A 19,037-nucleotide genomic window follows, 5' to 3' on the forward strand; every position below is an offset into this window, starting at 1 on the left:
TTAATGATCCCGCCCCGTAGGCGTGCTGCGTATTCTACTGATTTCACTCCCTATGTCAAACACTTTTTTCATTTTTTTTAAAAAAATGATGACACTCTGTTTATTGCAAATGCAGTTTGGCAATTCTACGTTTGCCAACTTGTATTATATAGGTCTGGCCCGCAGTTAATACAAGGGTTGCATCTTCGACTTTATCACCATTTACTTTAACTGCGCCTTGCTTCACCAAGCGAATTGCTTCTGAGGTGCTCTGAGTTAAATTCATTTGCTTTAATATTTGGGCCAAGGACAGTTGTTCTTGCATTGATATGGTTTGTTCCTCCAGATCTTCTGGAATAGCTCCTTTCTGAAAGCGTTCTATAAATTCTTTATGAGCACGCTCCGCTTGTGTTTGATCATGAAAACGCGTCACAATTTCTTTAGCGAAATCAATTTTTATGTCTCTAGGATTCACGCCTTGAGCTACAGAATTCTTTAAGTTCTTTATTTCTTTTCCTGTTTTAAAACTAAGCAAATCAATGTATCGCCACATAAGTTCATCAGATATGGACATAATTTTACCAAACATATCGACAGCAGGTTCATTAATACCAATATAGTTATCAAGTGACTTAGACATTTTTTTCACACCATCTAAGCCCTCAATTAATGGAGTCATCATCACTACTTGCGGTTCAAGACCATAATGTTTTTGTAATTCACGTCCCATTAATAAATTAAATTTCTGATCCGAACCTCCCAACTCAACATCCGCTTTGAGTGCGACTGAATCATAACCCTGAAGTAAAGGATACAAGAACTCATGAATCGCGATTGGCTGCCCTGTAGTATAGCGTTTGTTAAAATCATCTCGTTCTAGCATACGAGCAACCGTGTGTGTCGCAGCTAAACGGATTAAGTCTACTGCACTAAACTGGCCAAGCCATTGGGAATTAAATGCAACTCTTGTTTTGAGCGGATCTAAAATTTTAAAAACTTGCTCTTGATATGTTTTTGCATTTTCAAGAACGGTTTCTTGACTAAGAGGCAGACGGGTGACGTTCTTTCCTGTTGGATCGCCGATCATCGCTGTAAAATCACCGATTAAAAAAATGACCTCATGACCGTATTGCTGGAATTGCCTTAGTTTATTAAGTAATACAGTATGTCCTAAATGCAAATCAGGTGCAGTTGGATCAAAACCTGCTTTTATTTTTAAGCTAGTTCCTTTTTGTAGTTTTTTTTCCAATTCATGCTGCGGAAGTACTTCCTCGCAGCCTCTTATTAGTTCGGAACATACTGAATCTTCAACTATCATGACATCAAAACCTTTATAAATGATTGACCTATCTTCTCACACCGAGTATCTTAGCCCGGTTGGCAATTTCCTGCCATACCTAAAAAAGGTGATTTAAAAATAATTTGTCACCCGAAAATTTAAATAAGTGCAGACAATAGCATAGTTCCGGATGGCAATGTATAGGCAAACGATGGATAAGAAACCTTATATATATATCGAAAAAAGAAAAACGAATAATAATAAAAAATCTAAGCCATCTAAGGTATTAATGGGTTTTACCTTAATTATTGCTTTTTCACTCCCCTATTTTCTTGTAAAAAAATTTTCACATAACCCACATCAAGGACCTACAACTCAATCCATTGCCTTACCTGATCCTGATGGTGATGTATCAGAAGAATACCAAGATGAAACATATCAAGAAAACGCCTATCAAAATGTAGAAGAAGAGATAACTGAAGCGTCTAAGCCTGAACTTGCCAAGGACACAGCTAAAACGGTCGTCGATAACGTTGTTAAAACAGTTAAGCCTGTCAAAAAAATTGTCAAAGACAATGAATGGCAAACCATTAGGCCCAGATCAGGTGACTCTATGGCAACCATATTTAAACGCCTTGGATTAACTGCCCAAAACTTACATCTAGTGATGCAAAAAAATCCTTATGCAAAAGCGCTTACCGCAATAAAACCAAGCCAGGAACTCAAATTTTTAATTAGTAAAAATAAGTTAGAAAAATTAGTTATCCCAATGAATAACATACAAACGCTGACAGTTTACAGGGATGGAGCAGTTTATAAAACGAAAGTAGATTCCAAAAAAGTAAAAACCCAAGAACGTTATGTCACAGGGGTGGTCACAGGATCTTTATATACTACAGCGCAACGCTTAGGAATCCCTAGGAAATTAATTCAGCAAATGACTACGATTTTACGAAAAGATATAGATTTCTCACGTTCTGTTCGTAGTGGTGACCGATTTTCCATTGCCTATGACAGCTTTTATGTAGAAAACAAAATGGTAGGAATTGGTGATATTGTTGCTGTAAGTTACACGAATCAGGGCAAGACTGCTCAGGCAGTACGACATATTAGTAGAAATGGTAACCGTGATTACTATACTCCTAAAGGCGAAAGTTTTAAGAAAGCCTTTTCACGCTATCCTATTAAGTTCAGTCATATAAGCTCAACCTTTACTTCTACAAGATATCACCCAATATTGCACTATAAAAGAGCACATAAAGGGATTGATCTCGCAGCCCCAATTGGAACACCAATTCAATCAGTCGGTGACGGAACCATTACTAATATTGGTAGACACAATGGTTATGGAAACATGATTGAAGTCAAACACGATAAAACCTACAGTACGCTTTATGGACACATGCTTCGATTTGCAAAAGGTCTGTCCAAAGGCAGCAGAATTAAACGAGGTCAAGTGATTGGCTACGTAGGTCAAACAGGTCTTGCAACAGGACCTCATTGTCATTATGAGCTTCATGTTCATAATCAACCAAGAAATCCAACAACAACATATCTGCCTACGGCCTCTCCTGTTCCTGCACGAGAATTAGCCCAATTTAAAGCGAAAGTACGTAATGTGTTTGCCCACTTGAAATCACTTGAAAAAACAAATTACGCCAGTAAAGGTAAAAGTAAAGGCAAGAAAAAGACAAAAGTTGGATAATCTTTAACTCAATAAAAACGAATGATTGCAATCGTTGAAAAGCATTTATCTGTAAATGTTCATAATTTGTAGCCTGGGTGAAACTAAGTGGAACCCGGGCTTCGGTCCTACGAACCTTCACCCAGGCTACCCCGCTCTGTCGAAGCATCACCCGAATAAATAACGACAAACAATCACGGATGCAATAATTCCGGCCAGATCTGCTAATAAGCCTGCTGGAATAGCATGTCGTGTTCTTCGAATTCCTATCGAACCAAAATAAACAGCAATTACATAAAATGTTGTTTCTGTGCTTCCCATCATCGTTGCCGCAATTTTTGAAATGATTGAATCTCCACCATATTGATGAATCAATTCTGCCATCATTCCCGTTGAAGCACTTCCTGAAAAAGGCCGGATTAAAGCTAATGGTAATACTTCTGGAGGCATACCAATCATCGCTAAAAGAGGAGCAAGCAAATTTGCTATTAGACTAAAAAAACCTGAAGCGCGCAGCATGCCTATAGCCACTATCATTGCGATTAAGTAGGGAACAATACTCAAAATCGTATCAAAACCTTGTTTGGCTCCAACAATAAATGCATCAAAAACATTAATTTTTTTTACTACCGCAGCATATAAAGGAATACCCACAATAAAAACTAAAAGCATCCAATTGGATAATTGATTCGCGAATCCACTCATAGGCTGTCTTTCCTTCCAACACGAAATATGGGTAATTTTGCTAATTGTTTTACGGAAATAATGGCAACTAAAGTAGAAATGATTGTGGCAATCAAAGAACTAACTATCACACTACTTGGATTAGTGCTCCCATTTGCCGCCAAATAAGCAATCGCGGTAGCAGGAATTAATTGTACACTCGAGGTATTAATTGCCAGAAAAGTACACATAGAATTGGTTGCAATTTTTGCATGCTGATTCAGTGTTTGTAACTCTTTCATCGCTTGTAATCCAAATGGAGTTGCTGCATTGGCAAGCCCCAGCATATTCGCAGCGATATTCATAGTCATAGCCCCCATTGCAGGGTGCTCAACAGGAATATCAGGAAACAATCGTCTTAAAATCGGTCTGAGTAGTTTTCCCAATAAAGTAACCAATCCTGATTCGTTCGCTATGGACATAATTCCTAGCCATAAGGACATGATTCCAGCTAAACCAAGAGCAATTTCAAAGCCAAGCTTGGCTGACTCAGTAACAGCACGAGCAACTTCATCGATACGCCCTTCAATCACGCCAACTATGACAGAAATCAGTATCATCCCTAACCAGATTAAATTAAGCATTCTTGCCTCCATACTTCAGAACAGGTTAAGATGTAGTCATTATTTGGCTTTAGATAGAAAAAACTGATGAAGTACACCCTGACTCCCTTAAAACATCTGATCTGTATAACCTGTTTCCTCATATCTTTTTCAAGTTATGCTTTTGACTCAAATACTACTGAAAAACAGGCTAATTCCTCAATAGAAGAACTATACCATAGACTAAGCAGCATGCCGAATAATTCCATGCCAGATAGAATAGATTGGTTTAGTAGCCAATTTTTAGGTATCCCTTATCTTCTCGGGTCATTAGGAGAAGGCCCCAAAGCCCGATACGATCAATTTCCCCAATACCGTGTTGATGCATTCGATTGTGATACTTATGTTAATACGGTTCTGTCTTTAGCTTTGTCAAACTCGCTTCCCTCGTTCCAACAATGCATAAAAAATATGCGTTATAAAAACGGTATTGTTTCTTATCTACAACGAAATCATTTCCAAGGCTTAGATTGGAATCAAAACAATCAATACAATGGAATACTTAAAGATATTACATTAACTATTAAAGATAAAAATAATAAACCAGTAGCTCAAATTGCCGATGCTGTTATTAATAAACCTAATTGGTATGCTTATAAAACTGTCGGAACAATTAGACTAGAAAATGCCGATAAAATAAAAGAGGAAGAACGACTTGGCGAGTTAAAAAAGAAAGGCGCTAAACTAGAGGTCACTACAGAAAAAGTTCCTTACATTCCCTTTACTGCATTATTTCCCGAAAAAAATAAACCCGATATGTATTTATTTGCGCAAATTCCTCATGGAGCAATCATTGAAATTGTTAGACCAAACTGGGACCTAAGCCAAAAAATTGGCACTGCATTAAATGTTTCCCATTTAGGTTTTGCAATTAAGAATAAGGGGAAATTGTATTTTCGACAAGCTTCGTCTGAATATGGCAAAGTAGTTGATGTTCCATTAATTGAATATCTTGAAAAGGCACAAAGTAGCCCAACAATTAAAGGCATTAACGTTCAAGTCGTTGTACCTAAAAAACCATTAACAGATTGTAAAATGCCTGTTTAAAACCAAACTTAGTTTAGGTAAACTACAAGTAAAAATGTAGCCTGGGTGAAGCGCAGCGCAACCCGGTTTTAATTGAACTAAAATTCCCGGGTTACGCTACGCTTCACCCAGGCTACACGAGGCATTAGGATCATAAAAAATGAATTATGAATTAACACAGAAACCCTCGTTATCGACCAGTGAGTGTCTTGTACTTGGAGTATTTTCTGATGCGAAATTATCTGATTTTGCTCTGGCCTTAGATAAGAAAAACCAAGGTCTAATCAGCAAACTCATTGAGAAAACATCTGAAGCTGGCGATATACAATGGCATCATGATCTGCATGGAACCTTATTAATCATTCAATGTGGCGAGCAAGCAAAATTCAGTCCTTCCCAACTAAAAAAAAGGATCACTGAGATTACGGTAGCACTTATCAAGCACCGCATTCGTAGTGCAACAGTATGTCTGCCTCAAATAACACAACATTCCGCAGACTGGCAATTGGAACAAATGATTATTCAAATGGATAATCAACGATATCAATTACTGGATTTTAAAAAGAAAAAAGCAAAGGCCCATCAATTAGAATCCGTCGCATTTTATTTACCCAATGCACATAGTGAGGGTTTAAAATTAGGACAAGCAATTGCAGCGGGCGTTAAATTGACTCGTAATCTAGCGAACATGCCGGCCAATATTTGTACCCCCACTTATTTAGGCGAGCAAGCAACGCAGTTAGCTAAAGAATTCCCTCAAAGCATGAATTGTAAAGTGATGGGGCCAGAAGAAATGCGCCAAATGGGCATGGAAACTTTATTGGCAGTTGCTCAAGGTTCAGTCCAGCCACCAAGACTGATAGACATACATTACAAAGGCGCTGAAGATGCTCCCCCAATCATACTGGTTGGCAAAGGAATTACTTTTGATTCGGGTGGATTATCTATCAAGCCTGCCAATGCTATGGATGAAATGAAATATGATATGTCAGGCGCGGCCAGTGTATTAGGTACTTTAAAAGCATGCGCTATGCTGAAGCTGCCCATTAATGTAATCGGGTTGATTGCCAGTGCTGAAAATATGGTAAGCGGTACTGCCGTCAAATCAGGTGATATTGTCACCAGTATGTCTGGACAAACCGTTGAAATTATTAATACTGATGCCGAGGGTCGTCTGGTATTAGCTGATGCACTTACCTATGCTGAGCGATATCAACCCGAATTTGTCATCGATGTTGCAACCCTTACCGGAGGCATCATTGTTGCTCTAGGGACAGTAGCCTCCGGCTTTATGACCCAAGATGAAGAGTTAGCTCAGCTAATCGAAAATGCCGCTCAAGAAAGTAATGATCGTGTCTGGCGTATGCCTTTGGATGATGACTATCAAGATGCACTTGATAGTCCGTTAGCAGATATGATCAATGCGAATTTTGATCGTACTGCGAGCAGTATTACCGCCGCATGTTTCCTGTCCCGCTTTACGGAAAAATATAGGTGGGCCCATTTGGACATTGCAGGTACAGCTTGGGTTTTTGGTAAAAATCGTAATGCTACAGGCAGACCTGTTCCCTTATTAACTCAGATAATACGCCATGCCATCAATTCGCGTTGATTTTTATTTATTAGCGAGCGACCAGAACGATGCTCGTTGGCTGCTCGCTTGCCGTCTTTTGGAAAAAGCATATGCTAAAGGACATAAAGTTTATGTCTTATGCAATAACAAACACGATGCTGAGTTACTAGATGAGCTGTTATGGACGTTCAAAGAAGACAGTTTTATTCCACATAACTTACAAGGTGAAGGACCTGAGCCACCACCTCCAATACAAATTGGTTATGAACGTGAACCAAGGGGGTTTAATGATATTTTATTGAATCTTACGAGTTATGTCCCGGATTTTTACCCTAAATTTAAACGTATTATGGAAGTCGTAATCAACGTAGAAGCGGATAAAGAACAAAGTCGCGCGCATTATAGAGACTATAGAGCAAAAGGTTGCGAATTGCATACACATCAGATTGATTGAAATAGTCAGCAAAAACAAATTGTAGCCTGGGTGTAGCGAAGCGAAACCCGGGTTTCTGAGCATGGCTGAACGTCTTTATCCCGGGTTTCGCTTCGCTGCACCCAGGCTACAAAACTACGGAGGAACGCATTTAATCCCAGAGAACATCCTTATCTTTTTTTATTGCAGCTTGTAATAAGCTTATTAAAGGAATAGCACGCTTTGCTAAGCTTATAACTGGTTCATTTTCCTCATCGTCCTCAGCACCTTTTTTTTCTTTGCTAAGAGCAGACTGTAACTTTTCCAAAGCTTCTGGTATGTTTTCTGCTTTAATCGCTCCTGGAATAGTACCACTATGTCCCATTAAAGAAAGCAGGCGTTTAGCCACATCTGCAAAATACATAATATCTTCATAAGCATCTGTATGAAACGTCACCAACATAAAATCTCCTTTTTACACTGACTGAAGCCTGGTTGCTTGCAACTAGGATTTTTAAAATACTACATTAGCTATACACTCGTAACAAATATTCTGCAACCGCACGTAATCCCATCGCCTCACCACCTTCTGGTTTACCAGGTTTGCTACCTAAGTTCCATGCCATGATATCAAAATGCATCCATGGTATGGATTTTGTCACGAAGCGTTGAAGAAATAATCCAGCAACAATAGCCCCAGCATATGGATGATCACTGGAGTTAACTAAATCAGCCACATTGGAGCGAAGTAACTCTTCGTATGCAGCAAATAAAGGCAAGCGCCAGACAGGATCAACTGCTTGGTGAGATGCTGCAGCTACTTCTACAGCCAATTGATCATTATTGGTAAATAGGGCAGCAATTTCCGTACCGACTGAAACCCTGGCAGCTCCTGTTAACGTAGCAAAATCGATCAGTAACTCGGGCTGTTCTTCACATGCTTTTACTAAAGCATCAGCCAAAACTAAACGTCCTTCTGCATCTGTATTATGAATCTCTACAGTTAAGCCATTACGCATTGTTAAGACATCACCAGGTCTAAATGCATCAGGCCCTATAGAGTTTTCTACAGCAGGAATAAGCATTTGCAAGCGCACCGGTAAGTTACGTGTCATAATCCATTGTGCAAGGCCAATTACATGTGCTGCCCCCCCCATGTCTTTTTTCATGAAACGCATGCCAGAAGCAGATTTAATATCCAGGCCTCCGCTGTCAAAACAAACTCCTTTTCCTACAAGTGTAATACGAGGGTTTTTCTCATCCCCCCAAGTTAATGACAACAAGCGAGGTGCTGATTTGGAAGCACGCCCAACGGCATGGATTGCTGGAAAATTATCGTTCAGTAATTCATCACCGACCCATTGTCTAAATTGCCCATTATATGTTTTTGCTAATTGCTCCACCACTTCAGCTAATTCTTTTGGGCCTAAATCACTGGTCGGTTTATTTACCAAATCCCTTACTAAAAATTGAGCTTGGGTTAATGCCAAAAGTGCATTCCAATCATCTGGATGGACAACTAAAACACGAGGTTGTACCTCTTGCTTTTTATATACCTCAAAGCGATATTGTGCCAAAGCCCAACTCATTGCGGCTTCTTGAGTACATCTGCCTTGTACCTGATATACATTAGGTGGAAGTACTAGTGCTGCATTTGCTAAAGCCTGAACCTCATTTCCATCACCTGTACCAATATAGGCTTTATCAATTAATCCATCTGCATTCTGGATAAAACATGAATCGCCCATTTTTCCTTTGAATTGATGCACAGCAAGAGAATTTTGTTCTGCAGAAGTAAACATGTTGATCCCTTCTTCCCACTGATCTTGTGAAATCATATAAAGAGGAATCGCTCTATCACTCTGAGTGTCATAAAATAACTTTGCTTGCATTCTTTTATTCCTTCACTTGGCCACGAAAATGAGATGGTCTGAGACCAGTTAATCCTAAAACCAATAAGTAAATTACCACAGCAACAAGAACATGGGCAGATAATATACTTAAGCGCATCACTGGAGAAAACCCGAGCCAATAACTGACTGTACCACTCATTAAAATTAAATAAATACTGATTGCTGCATTCGCTAAGAGCAATTGCATGCTGTATTTTAACCATCCTGGTGATGGTTTGAATACCCCTCGTTTAACCAGTAAAAATAATAAAGTGCCGCAATTAACATAACCTGCTAACGCAGAAGCTAAAGTCAAACCAGCGTGAGCGAAGTGCCAAACAAATACAGAACATAATAAAGTATTAACCACCATAGAAATCGCCCCCACTTTAACTGGGGTACTGATATCTTGGCGCGCATAAAAACCTGAAGCCAGTACTTTTACCATCATAAAAGCAGGTACTCCTGCTCCAAGAGTAATTAAGCTTTTTTGAGTCTGAATCACATCGTAAGCAGTAAATTTACCATAAGCGAAACAGCTCGCAATCAGAGGTAAAGCAAATAAACACAATCCCAAACCTGCAGGAACCCCTATAAGCAAAATAGTACGCAATCCCCAATCTAACGCACTTGAGTATTGGCTCATGCTTTGTTCTGCATGCCTTCGTGATAAATGAGGAAGAATCACTGTTGCAATCGCCACACCAAAAACCCCTAATGGAAAATCAGTGAGACGATCGGTGTAATACAACCAAGAGACACTTCCAACCTTTAAAAAGGAGGCAAAAATACTGTCAACCATTAAATTCAGCTGGGCAATAGAAACACCAAACAAAGCAGGGATCATCAGCTTTAGCACTTTGTTAACCCCGGCATCATTTCTAACCAGGCTAGGCCTTACTAATAAATTGCGCTGATGCAAAAAAGGGATTTGAAAAAGCAATTGCACAATACCTGCAATCAGAACTCCCCAAGCCAAACCCACTACTGGTCTTGGCAAATGAGGACATAAATAGATCGCAGCAAGAATCATACTGATGTTTAATAATACCGGTGTAAATGCTGGAATTGCAAAATAACCATAGGTATTTAATACAGCCCCAGCCATGGCTGTTAGCGAAACCAACATCAAAAAAGGAAAAGTAATACGCAGCATTTCTGTTGCCAATACAGCACGGCTGCTGTCATGACTAAAACCAGGGGCAAATAAAAAGATAATCACAGGTGCTGCCAATATCCCAATTAGAGTAACAACACTAAGAATTGAACCCAGATACCCAGCGATACGTGCAATAAAAACACGAACATCATCTGGTGATCGCGCTTTTTGATATTCAGCAAGTACAGGAACAAAAGCTTGCGCAAAAGCTCCTTCTGCAAAGAGGCGGCGCATAAAATTAGGAATTCGAAACGCTACAAAAAAAGCGTCCATCCCTGCTTGAGCACCAAAAAAATTGGCAAGAACCATATCACGTATAAAACCGACTATACGCGAAATGAAGGTCATGACTGAAACCAGTGTCGTTGAACGCAGTAAGCTCTGTCGTTTAGGTACCATAATTTCTGTTTCTGTGGCTGACATAATTTTTATGCATGAAATAAAATACCTTATGATATACCTAAATGAGTTAACTTTCATAACCAAATGCAGGGTATTGGACTTTAAAATTTAATTACTAAAGCGGTATTGATTCCATATTGATCAATTGATTATGCATATAAATAGCACATATCGCAATAGGGAGAATCAATTTATGCTTTAGAAACAAAGAAGTCTATTGACAAATTCTGACTCATTGTGCATGATCAGCATCTTTTTGTACCGTCTGAATGAGTGGAGATTTTTAAGTGGCAAATATTAAATCAGCGATCAAACGTGCCCGTCAAAACGTAAAATTACGTCAACACAACGCCAGTGCACGTTCTATGTTCCGCACTTACATCAAAAATGTAATTAAAGCTGTTGAATCAGGTGATAAAGAAGCCGCTCATGCTGCCTACACCAAAGCACAGCCAGTTATTGATAAAGCTGCTGGAAAGGGTTTAATTCATAAGAATAAAGCTGCTCGTATTAAAAGCCGTCTAGTAGCTCGTGTTAAGGCAATGACTGCTTAATCGCTTAATTCATTAGTTTCGAACTGGCATTGCCAGTTCGACATTCTTTCTTCTCAAGCATTAATAATCATTTTTATATTCAGGGTGTAGGCAGAGCGCTGGAAGGAAAATCAGTATTTGTGATTATTCTTGCTCTTGCATTGAGTAGGTCATTCATTAATGTTTCATGCAAATCAAATGATTGCAATATCGTCAAAAGATGCGTATTTTCTTTCAAGATGTTAATTATTTTTCCTGCCACTAATTCATCTTCCGGAAAAGGTATGAATCGCTCTGCAGCACCATCAAGTAATCGATTTTTATTTTCAATTTCACCTTCTATTATATCAACAGTATCCAGTGAAGTAGCTTGCTTAAGACGCTCTTTAAATCCCTCTTCTTGTTTCACAAGAAATTCTGCAACTAGTTTAAGCTCTTTTAGTTTCGTGATGAAAAGCAACAACGAAGTTTTTTGGACACTAGTTAAATCAGCTAATGAATCTTGCACGCTCAATAATTCATTTTTAGCTACAATGCTTTTTGTTACATGCTCTGTGTAATTCAACAAGAGCTCTATTTTTTTGAAATCAGGACGAGAAGCCAAATGCACCATCACTCTTGATATAATTTCTTGATTAGTCCCCATCAGGAGTTTAGTTAAAAATTGGTGGATTTCTTTTCCCTCTTTAATTAACTCTTGAACAACAGCATCAAACTCCTCCCTTGTTTTTACCTCATAAAGTTTATTTTGAAGCAAATCAATTTTTTTACACAAAGCATCAATTTTTGTTTCGGCTTTAGCAAAATCTCCAATAACACGGCTAACATTCTCCTGTTTTTCCTGAAAAATTCTACCCATTTCTATTTCCTCAATGTAATTAGCGCTGCGCTTAAACTTTTAATACTGTCGATGCCTCATTTTTAACCTGTTTTGCATTTTCATTTTCTTTTTGTAAAACGACAAGAAAAGTATCTACCCCACTAAACGTCAACTGTTCTACTTTTGGTTTTGGCTCAGTGGGTACAGTAGGTACTGCTCTCGATTTTTCTACTTTCTCTACACTTGCGTCAACTGCACTCAAACTGGGTGTATCAACCTTACCCTTTTCAGGAACAGCCAATCTTTTTCTCGCATCTTCAAGTATAAATGCCTTTGCTTTTTCTACAGCGGCTTGAACACTATGTGCCCACTTTGGAACGTCGGGTAGTTCCTTTTTAAGTTTATCATCCCGGCCCACACCCACTGATTTAACTTGATATCGTGTTCCTTTAACTTGACTCACTTCAGTTATTTCAGGAGTAAGTCCTCTGCTTCCGCCTGTCGTTCTAAATTCCACAAGCTCATTATACTCTCTATCAACTTTCTCTAATAATGCACTTAGGCTTTCCGTTGTTAGGCCCTCTCTAACAATCCGCTCTATTTCTTTTCTTGCCGCCTCATAATCGACTTTTAATTCAGACATGTTGATTCGACAAGGCTCTTGTTGATGAGCAAATAGTTCTAATTCAATCACATCCTCTAGGTCTAATTTTTGTGAGGGGGCACTAAAGTATTGCTCTTCAAGTGAAAGTTCACTTCCTTTCTTTGCTACCCATTTTTTATAAAATTCTGCAAATTCTTCACAAAGTTTTTCAATTTCACCTTCTTCAAAAAATTCTTGATAAATTTCCGTTGTGGCAAGTCCACGCATATGTTGATTGAATTCTTTTGGTGTATACGACTTATTATCTTTTAATCGATAATGGTTATGATTTTGCCAAAATTCTGTTGCAAGATGATGCATTAATTTGCCATGAAGCTCATCGCTGCCTCTGAGATACAAATCGCATCCACCGTCAACTTTTTCTCTTTGAACTTTCGCTGCCGCGTTAAATAATTTATCTCTAAATTCTTGGGGGTACTGATCCAGTCCATCTGGAACCCAAAAGTACCAAGTTAAAGTGAATCCTTTAACCTGAACTGCTACTTGTACCTCAATTTCTTCACCCTCATCCCTAATTTCATAGACGACACCCTTGGTCAATCTAAATTTAAAACCCTCTTCATTAAAATCTTTTTCTCTCTTTCGGTATTGAGCTTTATTGCCTGATGCGACAAGCAATTGAAGTTCTTTAGTTTGTTCAGTATCTTTATATGAAGTAACTTTAGGGACGGTATGTTTTTTCTTTAAAAAAACAAAAAAAGGGTTGGGCATAATGAACCACCATCAATTATAAATACAAAAAAAACTCCACATTGAGCTTGTATTTTAACCTGTGACCAAAATACAAGCAATCGTTAATTATATTTATAATTCCTAAGAGAAATGCTTTAGGCTAATAAGCAGCAAGTTAATAAATAGGAATGATTTGTACAAGAGATATGAGTTTAAGGAGGACAACAACCACAATCTGCTCTTCCTTCATCATACATTTGATACTGGGCTGTTTCATCCTTAACCTCTTTTTTTTCTTCATCTAGAGGAGCGGAAGACGCTAGAAAAAAATGCGAGCCTTTACCCCAGCTATTTTTTTCCAAAAAAAAACGAGAATCTAAAGAAATGGAACTTGTTTTTAATTGCTCACTATCAGTTTCACTAAGCCAGTTTACCTGTTTTTCGGTCAGCGAATAAATTTTAACTAACTCTTCAATAAAAATTGATTTCTCATCGCCGGATAAAGAAAGCAACATTTCAACCGCTGATTCAGAATCGGCTAACGCATTGATGACATTGCGAAGTTTTTTTTGCAAGTCCGGACTCTTAGCATTTTTTAGTGCATTAATTAAGAGCATTAAAGGTGAAAACGTATAATCTCTTACTGTACTTACAGGCGCACAATGCGTAAAAGAAGAACCTAGCTCTTTAGGATCTGTATGTATATAATCAATTAAAAAATCAGTAATTGGTGCTATTTGAAGTTGATGATCGATTGCAGCAACCAAGGCACGCACTATCATCATAATACCATTTAAATTAGCGTGTTCCCCTGTATTAATTGTTTGCGATAATGCTAAATTAATTTGATCATTTGAATTGCTCTTCCATACTTGATGCACTATGCGAATTAAATCACTTACAACTTCTGAGTTTTGATTGATGTATGCAGCAGAAACAAGCGAAATAAGAATAATGTGCAGGGCATTCTTCCCTTTATGAGGACCTAGTTCATGTGCTTTACATAAAGCATTAATCAGATCTTTAGGAAGTATGTTATTCACATCGAGCAGAATATTACTAATTAGCTTTATTAGTTGAGAATTATTTTCTCCAGCGTCCTTTATTGCACAAGCTAAAACATAGACACCGCTTTTACCTTTAAAAGAACCATAGGCAATTTCCTGAGTTAAAGACATACTTAGAGCAACTGGCGACTTTTTAATAAAAGCTTTCAAAAGCTCGGCAATTAATTCAGCTGTATTCTGATTACCAGGTACTGCAGCAGCATTTGCAAAAGCACGAGCGAGTAAAAGAATTGCGTTTTTTCCTTTTTCACTACCTTCTTCTATATTTTTTGTGACAACATCAGAAAGAATATCTCCTTTTTTCTCTAGTAGATGGCTAAAAATATAATTAATAGCTATAACCGCTGGGGTATTCCTAGGGTCATAAGTTGCAGAGAAGAGATTATCCATCCACGCATAAGCAACAGTTTGCCCTGCGAATTTTCCACCAAGGGGCTGTTCAAAGATTGAAATTAAACGATCTTGATCTTCATCATTGTCTAATTGATAAAGAAGCGAACAAATTTGTTGCGCGGCTCCCACATCATATGTGTTTACTGCACACTGAAGTGCATAAGTTAGCCAATAGTGAAAATTACTTTGCATTAAATCACTGGAATTGGGAACGTTCTTTATAAAATGAGAAAGTTGTGTGATCAACCATTCTAAGTCATCTTTCGAAAGCACTGGTGACTTGTCGCCTTGATAGTTATCTAATGGGATAGATAGAAAACCTGATTGAAATAGATCGTGAGCATCGCCCATGTATATTTGGCCTAAAAAAACACAGTGTTAATTTTTATTATGATACCATATGAGTTTATATACAAGAAGTGTTGCACTGCGATATTTGCAATCAGCGTAACTGTCTTGAATATACTTAAATATAAGAGAGTTACGCTTAAGAAAAAATGATCACGTTGGAACCGGCGCTTCTAAAGTCAAATGCGCGTCTGACTGACTAACCATAAATACTAACTCTTCGTGCTTGATTTAATTGCTCAAAAGCGCGTTTTGCTGGTACAAAATTAGGATATTGGGTCACTAAGCGTTGTAAAATCATACGCGATAAGATTTCATCTCCCTGATTCCACTCATTTAATGCTTCTAGATACATAAAATCAGCAGTTTGTCCCGCAGTAATAGGTGCTTTATTCATCAATATAGGCTCAATAAAACTGACGCGAGCTTGAGTTTGTGCTTCCAATCGCTGTAAGACTTTACGCGCTTGTACACTACCATTCTCACTGGCTTGCTGCAATAATTGCTTGCCTTTAGAAACCGAACGCTCACCCGCAGTACCTTCTAGATAATAAGTACCTAATTGATATTGTGCATAAGCATTTTGACGTGCAGCCAGTTTTTCATAAAGACTTGCAGCCATTTTGGGGTTTTTCTCAACACCTAAACCATAATGGTACATCCTTGCTAAAGCCAGCATCGCTTTTTCATTACCTTTATCTGCAGATTGTTGGTAATATTTGAGCGCATTATTGAAATCAAGTTTGGTAGTGACTCCTGTTTCAGACAATAATCCTAACTGGTAAAGCGCATTAGCATTACCTAAATCTGCTGCTTTTTTATACCAGGATAAAGCTTGTTGCGTATCACGAGCCTGGCCCAAACCATTGAAATAAATTGCTCCTAATTGATTCATGGCCTCATGAACTTGGTGAGTTGCTGCTTGCGCAAATAGATCTTTGGCTTTTTGATAATCGACAGGGGTTCCTTTACCATATAAATACATGAGCGCCAGATTATAAACTCCTAAAACATCTCCTTTTGCAGCAGCCTGTTCATAGTCTTTTAACGCCTGAGTATAATTATCATTAACTGTTTCTTCAATAAAACCTAAAGCAACAGAAGCCTCAGGCAGAACTGTAGTAGCTTTCTGATACCACTGCTTAGCCAAATTATAATCAGGATCTCCATTCTCACCCAGTTGATAAAACTGGCCTAATAAATACTGCGCAAGAGGGTTGCCTTGTTCCGCAGAAGCAGTATACCAACGTTGCGCTTCTGCAAGATTAGGTTCAGAGCCTAACCCTTTTTCCAGCATAAAAGCCAATTTCAATTGCGCATACTGATCTCCTTTTGCAGCCAAACCTGTATAAATTTGTTTGGCTTCTTGCATTTTTTCCGGATCAGAATTTTCGGCCAAATAGTAGTCCGCTAAAACTATTCCTGCGTGACTGTTTCCTAATTTATAAGAATGGATCAAATTAGGTATGAAGTCTTGCCCACTTTGTCTTTGTAATACTGCCATATTAAAATCAGCATAAGAAAATTTATCATCAACGGATTGCTGTAATTGTGCCATTCCTTTGTTCTTGTCTTGAGCCAATCCTTTTCCTTCGGCAGCATAAGTTCCCAAGATAAAATCACTTACTGCGTTTTGTCCTGATTGTTGATACCAGGTAATTGCTTGTCCTGGATCTGCTTTTACACCTATACCCCGATCATAGAGCAAGCCCAGTAATAATGCGGCATTTTCATCACCTTTAGACGCTTGTTCCTTAGCAACCAGAAAAGCGTGCGCTTGCCTTTGTTTATCCTGGTCCATGGCATTATAAAATGCGAGCGGCAATAACGCTTGAGAAACACCCCGATCTGCTGCTCCTTGATACAGTTGGCGAATCATAGCGATTTTATGCTTTCTGACATTCACACTTAAACCACTATCATTTTGACGAGCCAAGTTATCTGCTAACTCATATTCCGCAGGGCCGTAATTATTAGCTGCAGCCAGATATAACATAGACATTGCTTGTTCTTGATTCGGCTGAATGTATACCGTACCATCTGGACCGGTTATGCCTTGTGAAAGGATTCTGGCCAAAACATATTGAGATTTTTTATTGCCTTTAAACGCCGCATCGGTTAAATCATTTAATGCAAGTTGATAACCTTGTTTATCCTTGGCATGTTGCAAATATAAAATCCCTAAATTGTATTCAGCCCCCAAATGCTGCTGTTGCGCTGCGTTTTGATAAAAAATAATTGCTGACGAATCACTTTGCGCCACACCAATGCCATATTGAAACATTTGCCCTATTTGAAATTGTGATTGAGCATCACCTAATATCGCCCTGAAGTATAAATGATTAAACACTGACATATAGTTAAGCTGCGCTTGCCATCCCTGAGTCCATAAATCCATGATGCTGGCTTGTGAATAATCATCATAATCATAATAACTGGCATCAAGATAAGGTACAGGTAGATTCAATTGAGAATATATTGGAGTATTTATTCTTTCTAAAGCAGATAACTGATGATCTAAAGGATAAAGAGGATATGTCCATTGATTCGCCTGGAAACCAGGGGTCTTGTTCAAGATTGCATCATAGTAACTGGTGATGGGAACATCATTAGGTTGGACTAATTCAAATTGAGGTTTAAAAACAGCTTGACGCATTATCTTTTTCAATTGTGGTGCTTGGTTATAAGCAAAATCTCCTAATACCGTGGGATTATGCCAAGCACTCAATATTCCCTTCATTTGAAAATCTGTTTGCTCCAATTTATCAGTTGTACCATTACTTAACCAAAGTGCTGCCTGTGCCAAAGCAGCCTCCTGATTTTTTGAACTTTCGTCCTGATTCGCCTGATTCAGCCATTGCTTCGCCAAATCTGGATCGGCCGTCACACCTATTCCTTTTTGATACATTTCAGCTAACTCGCGTTTGCCTTGTGGCAAACCATCCTGAGCCGCTTTTAAAGTCCACATGAAGGCAGTTTTAGGATCATAAATAGGACTTTTAGGTTCTAAATAAATATGAGCCAAATCCAAATACGCTTCATCATTCTGTTGATTTGTTGCCTGATTAAACCATTTCAAGGCTTGTTCTTTTTGATTTTGTTGTAAAGCCAGTTCCCCCAAAGCAACCATAGCGGGTGCAAAACCTTGGGTTGCTGCTTGGTTTAATAATTCTTGACCTTTCTTTTCATCCTTATCAACCAATTTCCCTTCAAGATAAAGCTCCCCCATTTCGGTTATTGCATGAGGGTTGCCATTATTCACTGCTTTATTTAACCATATAAGACCTAATTTTTTATTTGATGAATTACGACTATCAATAAAATTCTTTGCTAAAGTAAACTGTGCAATGGAGTTACCATTTTTTGCCGCATTAATGTAATAACGAGTTGCAGCATCCTCGTTACGTTTTACTCCAACTCCATATTTGTATGCCGCTGCTGTAAACATTTGGGCATCTACATCGCCCGCATCTGCCGCTTTTTTAAACCATGAAAAGGCTTGTTGTGGATCCTTATCGTGCAATAAAGTGTATTTAGCCACCATTTGGATGGCAGGAAGATATCCTTTTTGTGCCGATTGGGTAAAATAACGCATCGCCAACTGACTGTTTTTAAGCTGGCCATATCCATAGAGATAAATCCGTCCCAAATAGTAATCAGCAACTGCATTTTTCCCTGATTGACTCATTAAAGGCTCTATCGCTTTATTATAACTCCCTAGTCGATAAGCACTAAAATCATCAGCAAACGCATGTTGACTGGCTGATGCAACGAATAAACAGACCCAAGGTACTAGCGATTTCATGAAG

The 19,037-nt window shown here is 38.5% G+C and carries 15 protein-coding genes; 5 read left to right on the plus strand and 10 right to left on the minus strand.

Going from position 1 to position 19,037, the window contains the following annotated elements; translation table 11 throughout:
* Nucleotides 1-100: 100 nt before the first annotated feature.
* Nucleotides 101-1,297: a tyrosine--tRNA ligase gene (gene tyrS, locus Lstg_RS11815; RefSeq protein ID WP_058477890.1), complete on the minus strand. Its 1,197-nt coding sequence runs from the start codon at nucleotides 1,295-1,297 to the stop codon at nucleotides 101-103.
* Nucleotides 1,298-1,469: 172 nt separating this feature from the next.
* Between tyrS and Lstg_RS11820 the strand changes: the two genes are divergently transcribed.
* Nucleotides 1,470-2,963: a M23 family metallopeptidase gene (locus Lstg_RS11820; protein WP_058477891.1), complete on the plus strand. Its 1,494-nt coding sequence runs from the start codon at nucleotides 1,470-1,472 to the stop codon at nucleotides 2,961-2,963.
* Between the two features lie 147 nt (nucleotides 2,964-3,110).
* On the opposite strand, the gene Lstg_RS11825 is transcribed toward Lstg_RS11820, so the two are convergent.
* Together Lstg_RS11825 and Lstg_RS11830 are read right to left on the minus strand one after the other, a co-directional pair.
* Complete coding sequence (locus tag Lstg_RS11825) at nucleotides 3,111-3,647, minus strand: spore maturation protein (protein WP_058477892.1); 537 nt, start codon at nucleotides 3,645-3,647, stop codon at nucleotides 3,111-3,113.
* The gene (locus Lstg_RS11830) at nucleotides 3,644-4,249 is read right to left on the minus strand and encodes a nucleoside recognition domain-containing protein (RefSeq protein WP_058477893.1); all 606 of its coding nucleotides are present in this window, start codon (nucleotides 4,247-4,249) and stop codon (nucleotides 3,644-3,646) included. The genes Lstg_RS11825 and Lstg_RS11830 overlap by 4 nt, the downstream gene beginning before the upstream one ends.
* A 66-nt stretch (nucleotides 4,250-4,315) precedes the next feature.
* Between Lstg_RS11830 and Lstg_RS11835 the strand changes: the two genes are divergently transcribed.
* From Lstg_RS11835 to Lstg_RS11845, 3 genes are all read left to right on the plus strand, one after another.
* Nucleotides 4,316-5,314 carry an N-acetylmuramoyl-L-alanine amidase-like domain-containing protein gene (locus tag Lstg_RS11835; protein ID WP_058477894.1) on the plus strand — a complete coding sequence of 333 codons (999 nt, stop codon included), beginning with the start codon at nucleotides 4,316-4,318 and terminating at the stop codon, nucleotides 5,312-5,314.
* A 139-nt stretch (nucleotides 5,315-5,453) separates the two neighbouring features.
* Nucleotides 5,454-6,905 (plus strand): leucyl aminopeptidase, encoded by a 1,452-nt coding sequence (locus tag Lstg_RS11840; protein WP_058477895.1) that lies wholly within the window; start codon nucleotides 5,454-5,456, stop codon nucleotides 6,903-6,905.
* Entirely contained in the window at nucleotides 6,886-7,320 is a 435-nt protein-coding gene (locus Lstg_RS11845; protein ID WP_058477896.1) for a DNA polymerase III subunit chi, read from the plus strand. The genes Lstg_RS11840 and Lstg_RS11845 overlap by 20 nt, the downstream gene beginning before the upstream one ends.
* Before the next feature lie 130 nt (nucleotides 7,321-7,450).
* Here the strand turns inward: Lstg_RS11845 and Lstg_RS11850 are convergent, their stop codons facing one another.
* From Lstg_RS11850 to murJ, 3 genes are all read right to left on the minus strand, one after another.
* Nucleotides 7,451-7,741, minus strand: a complete 291-nt coding sequence (locus Lstg_RS11850) for a DUF1840 domain-containing protein (RefSeq protein ID WP_058477897.1) — start codon at nucleotides 7,739-7,741, stop codon at nucleotides 7,451-7,453.
* A gap of 64 nt (nucleotides 7,742-7,805) precedes the next feature.
* The gene (locus Lstg_RS11855) at nucleotides 7,806-9,170 is read right to left on the minus strand and encodes a leucyl aminopeptidase family protein (protein ID WP_058477898.1); all 1,365 of its coding nucleotides are present in this window, start codon (nucleotides 9,168-9,170) and stop codon (nucleotides 7,806-7,808) included.
* Between the two features lie 4 nt (nucleotides 9,171-9,174).
* The gene (gene murJ / locus Lstg_RS11860) at nucleotides 9,175-10,752 is read right to left on the minus strand and encodes a murein biosynthesis integral membrane protein MurJ (protein ID WP_058477899.1); all 1,578 of its coding nucleotides are present in this window, start codon (nucleotides 10,750-10,752) and stop codon (nucleotides 9,175-9,177) included.
* A 266-nt stretch (nucleotides 10,753-11,018) separates the two neighbouring features.
* Between murJ and rpsT the strand changes: the two genes are divergently transcribed.
* Nucleotides 11,019-11,285, plus strand: a complete 267-nt coding sequence (rpsT, locus tag Lstg_RS11865; RefSeq protein ID WP_058477900.1) for a 30S ribosomal protein S20 — start codon at nucleotides 11,019-11,021, stop codon at nucleotides 11,283-11,285.
* A 79-nt stretch (nucleotides 11,286-11,364) separates the two neighbouring features.
* Here rpsT and Lstg_RS11870 read toward each other — a convergent pair whose 3' ends face one another.
* From Lstg_RS11870 to Lstg_RS11885, 4 genes are all read right to left on the minus strand, one after another.
* On the minus strand, nucleotides 11,365-12,123 hold the full coding sequence (locus Lstg_RS11870; RefSeq protein ID WP_058477901.1) for a hypothetical protein: 759 nt from the start codon (nucleotides 12,121-12,123) through the stop codon (nucleotides 11,365-11,367).
* A gap of 31 nt (nucleotides 12,124-12,154) precedes the next feature.
* The gene (locus tag Lstg_RS11875) at nucleotides 12,155-13,459 is read right to left on the minus strand and encodes a hypothetical protein (protein WP_058477902.1); all 1,305 of its coding nucleotides are present in this window, start codon (nucleotides 13,457-13,459) and stop codon (nucleotides 12,155-12,157) included.
* Nucleotides 13,460-13,632: 173 nt separating this feature from the next.
* The gene (locus tag Lstg_RS11880) at nucleotides 13,633-15,231 is read right to left on the minus strand and encodes a hypothetical protein (protein ID WP_058477903.1); all 1,599 of its coding nucleotides are present in this window, start codon (nucleotides 15,229-15,231) and stop codon (nucleotides 13,633-13,635) included.
* A gap of 196 nt (nucleotides 15,232-15,427) precedes the next feature.
* A complete protein-coding gene (locus tag Lstg_RS11885) occupies nucleotides 15,428-19,033 on the minus strand; it encodes an SEL1-like repeat protein (protein ID WP_058477904.1) in 3,606 nt (1,201 codons plus the stop codon).
* Nucleotides 19,034-19,037: the final 4 nt, after the last annotated feature.

Source organism: Legionella steigerwaltii, from assembly GCF_001468065.1.
GTDB classification, from domain to species: Bacteria; Pseudomonadota; Gammaproteobacteria; order Legionellales; family Legionellaceae; genus Legionella; species Legionella steigerwaltii.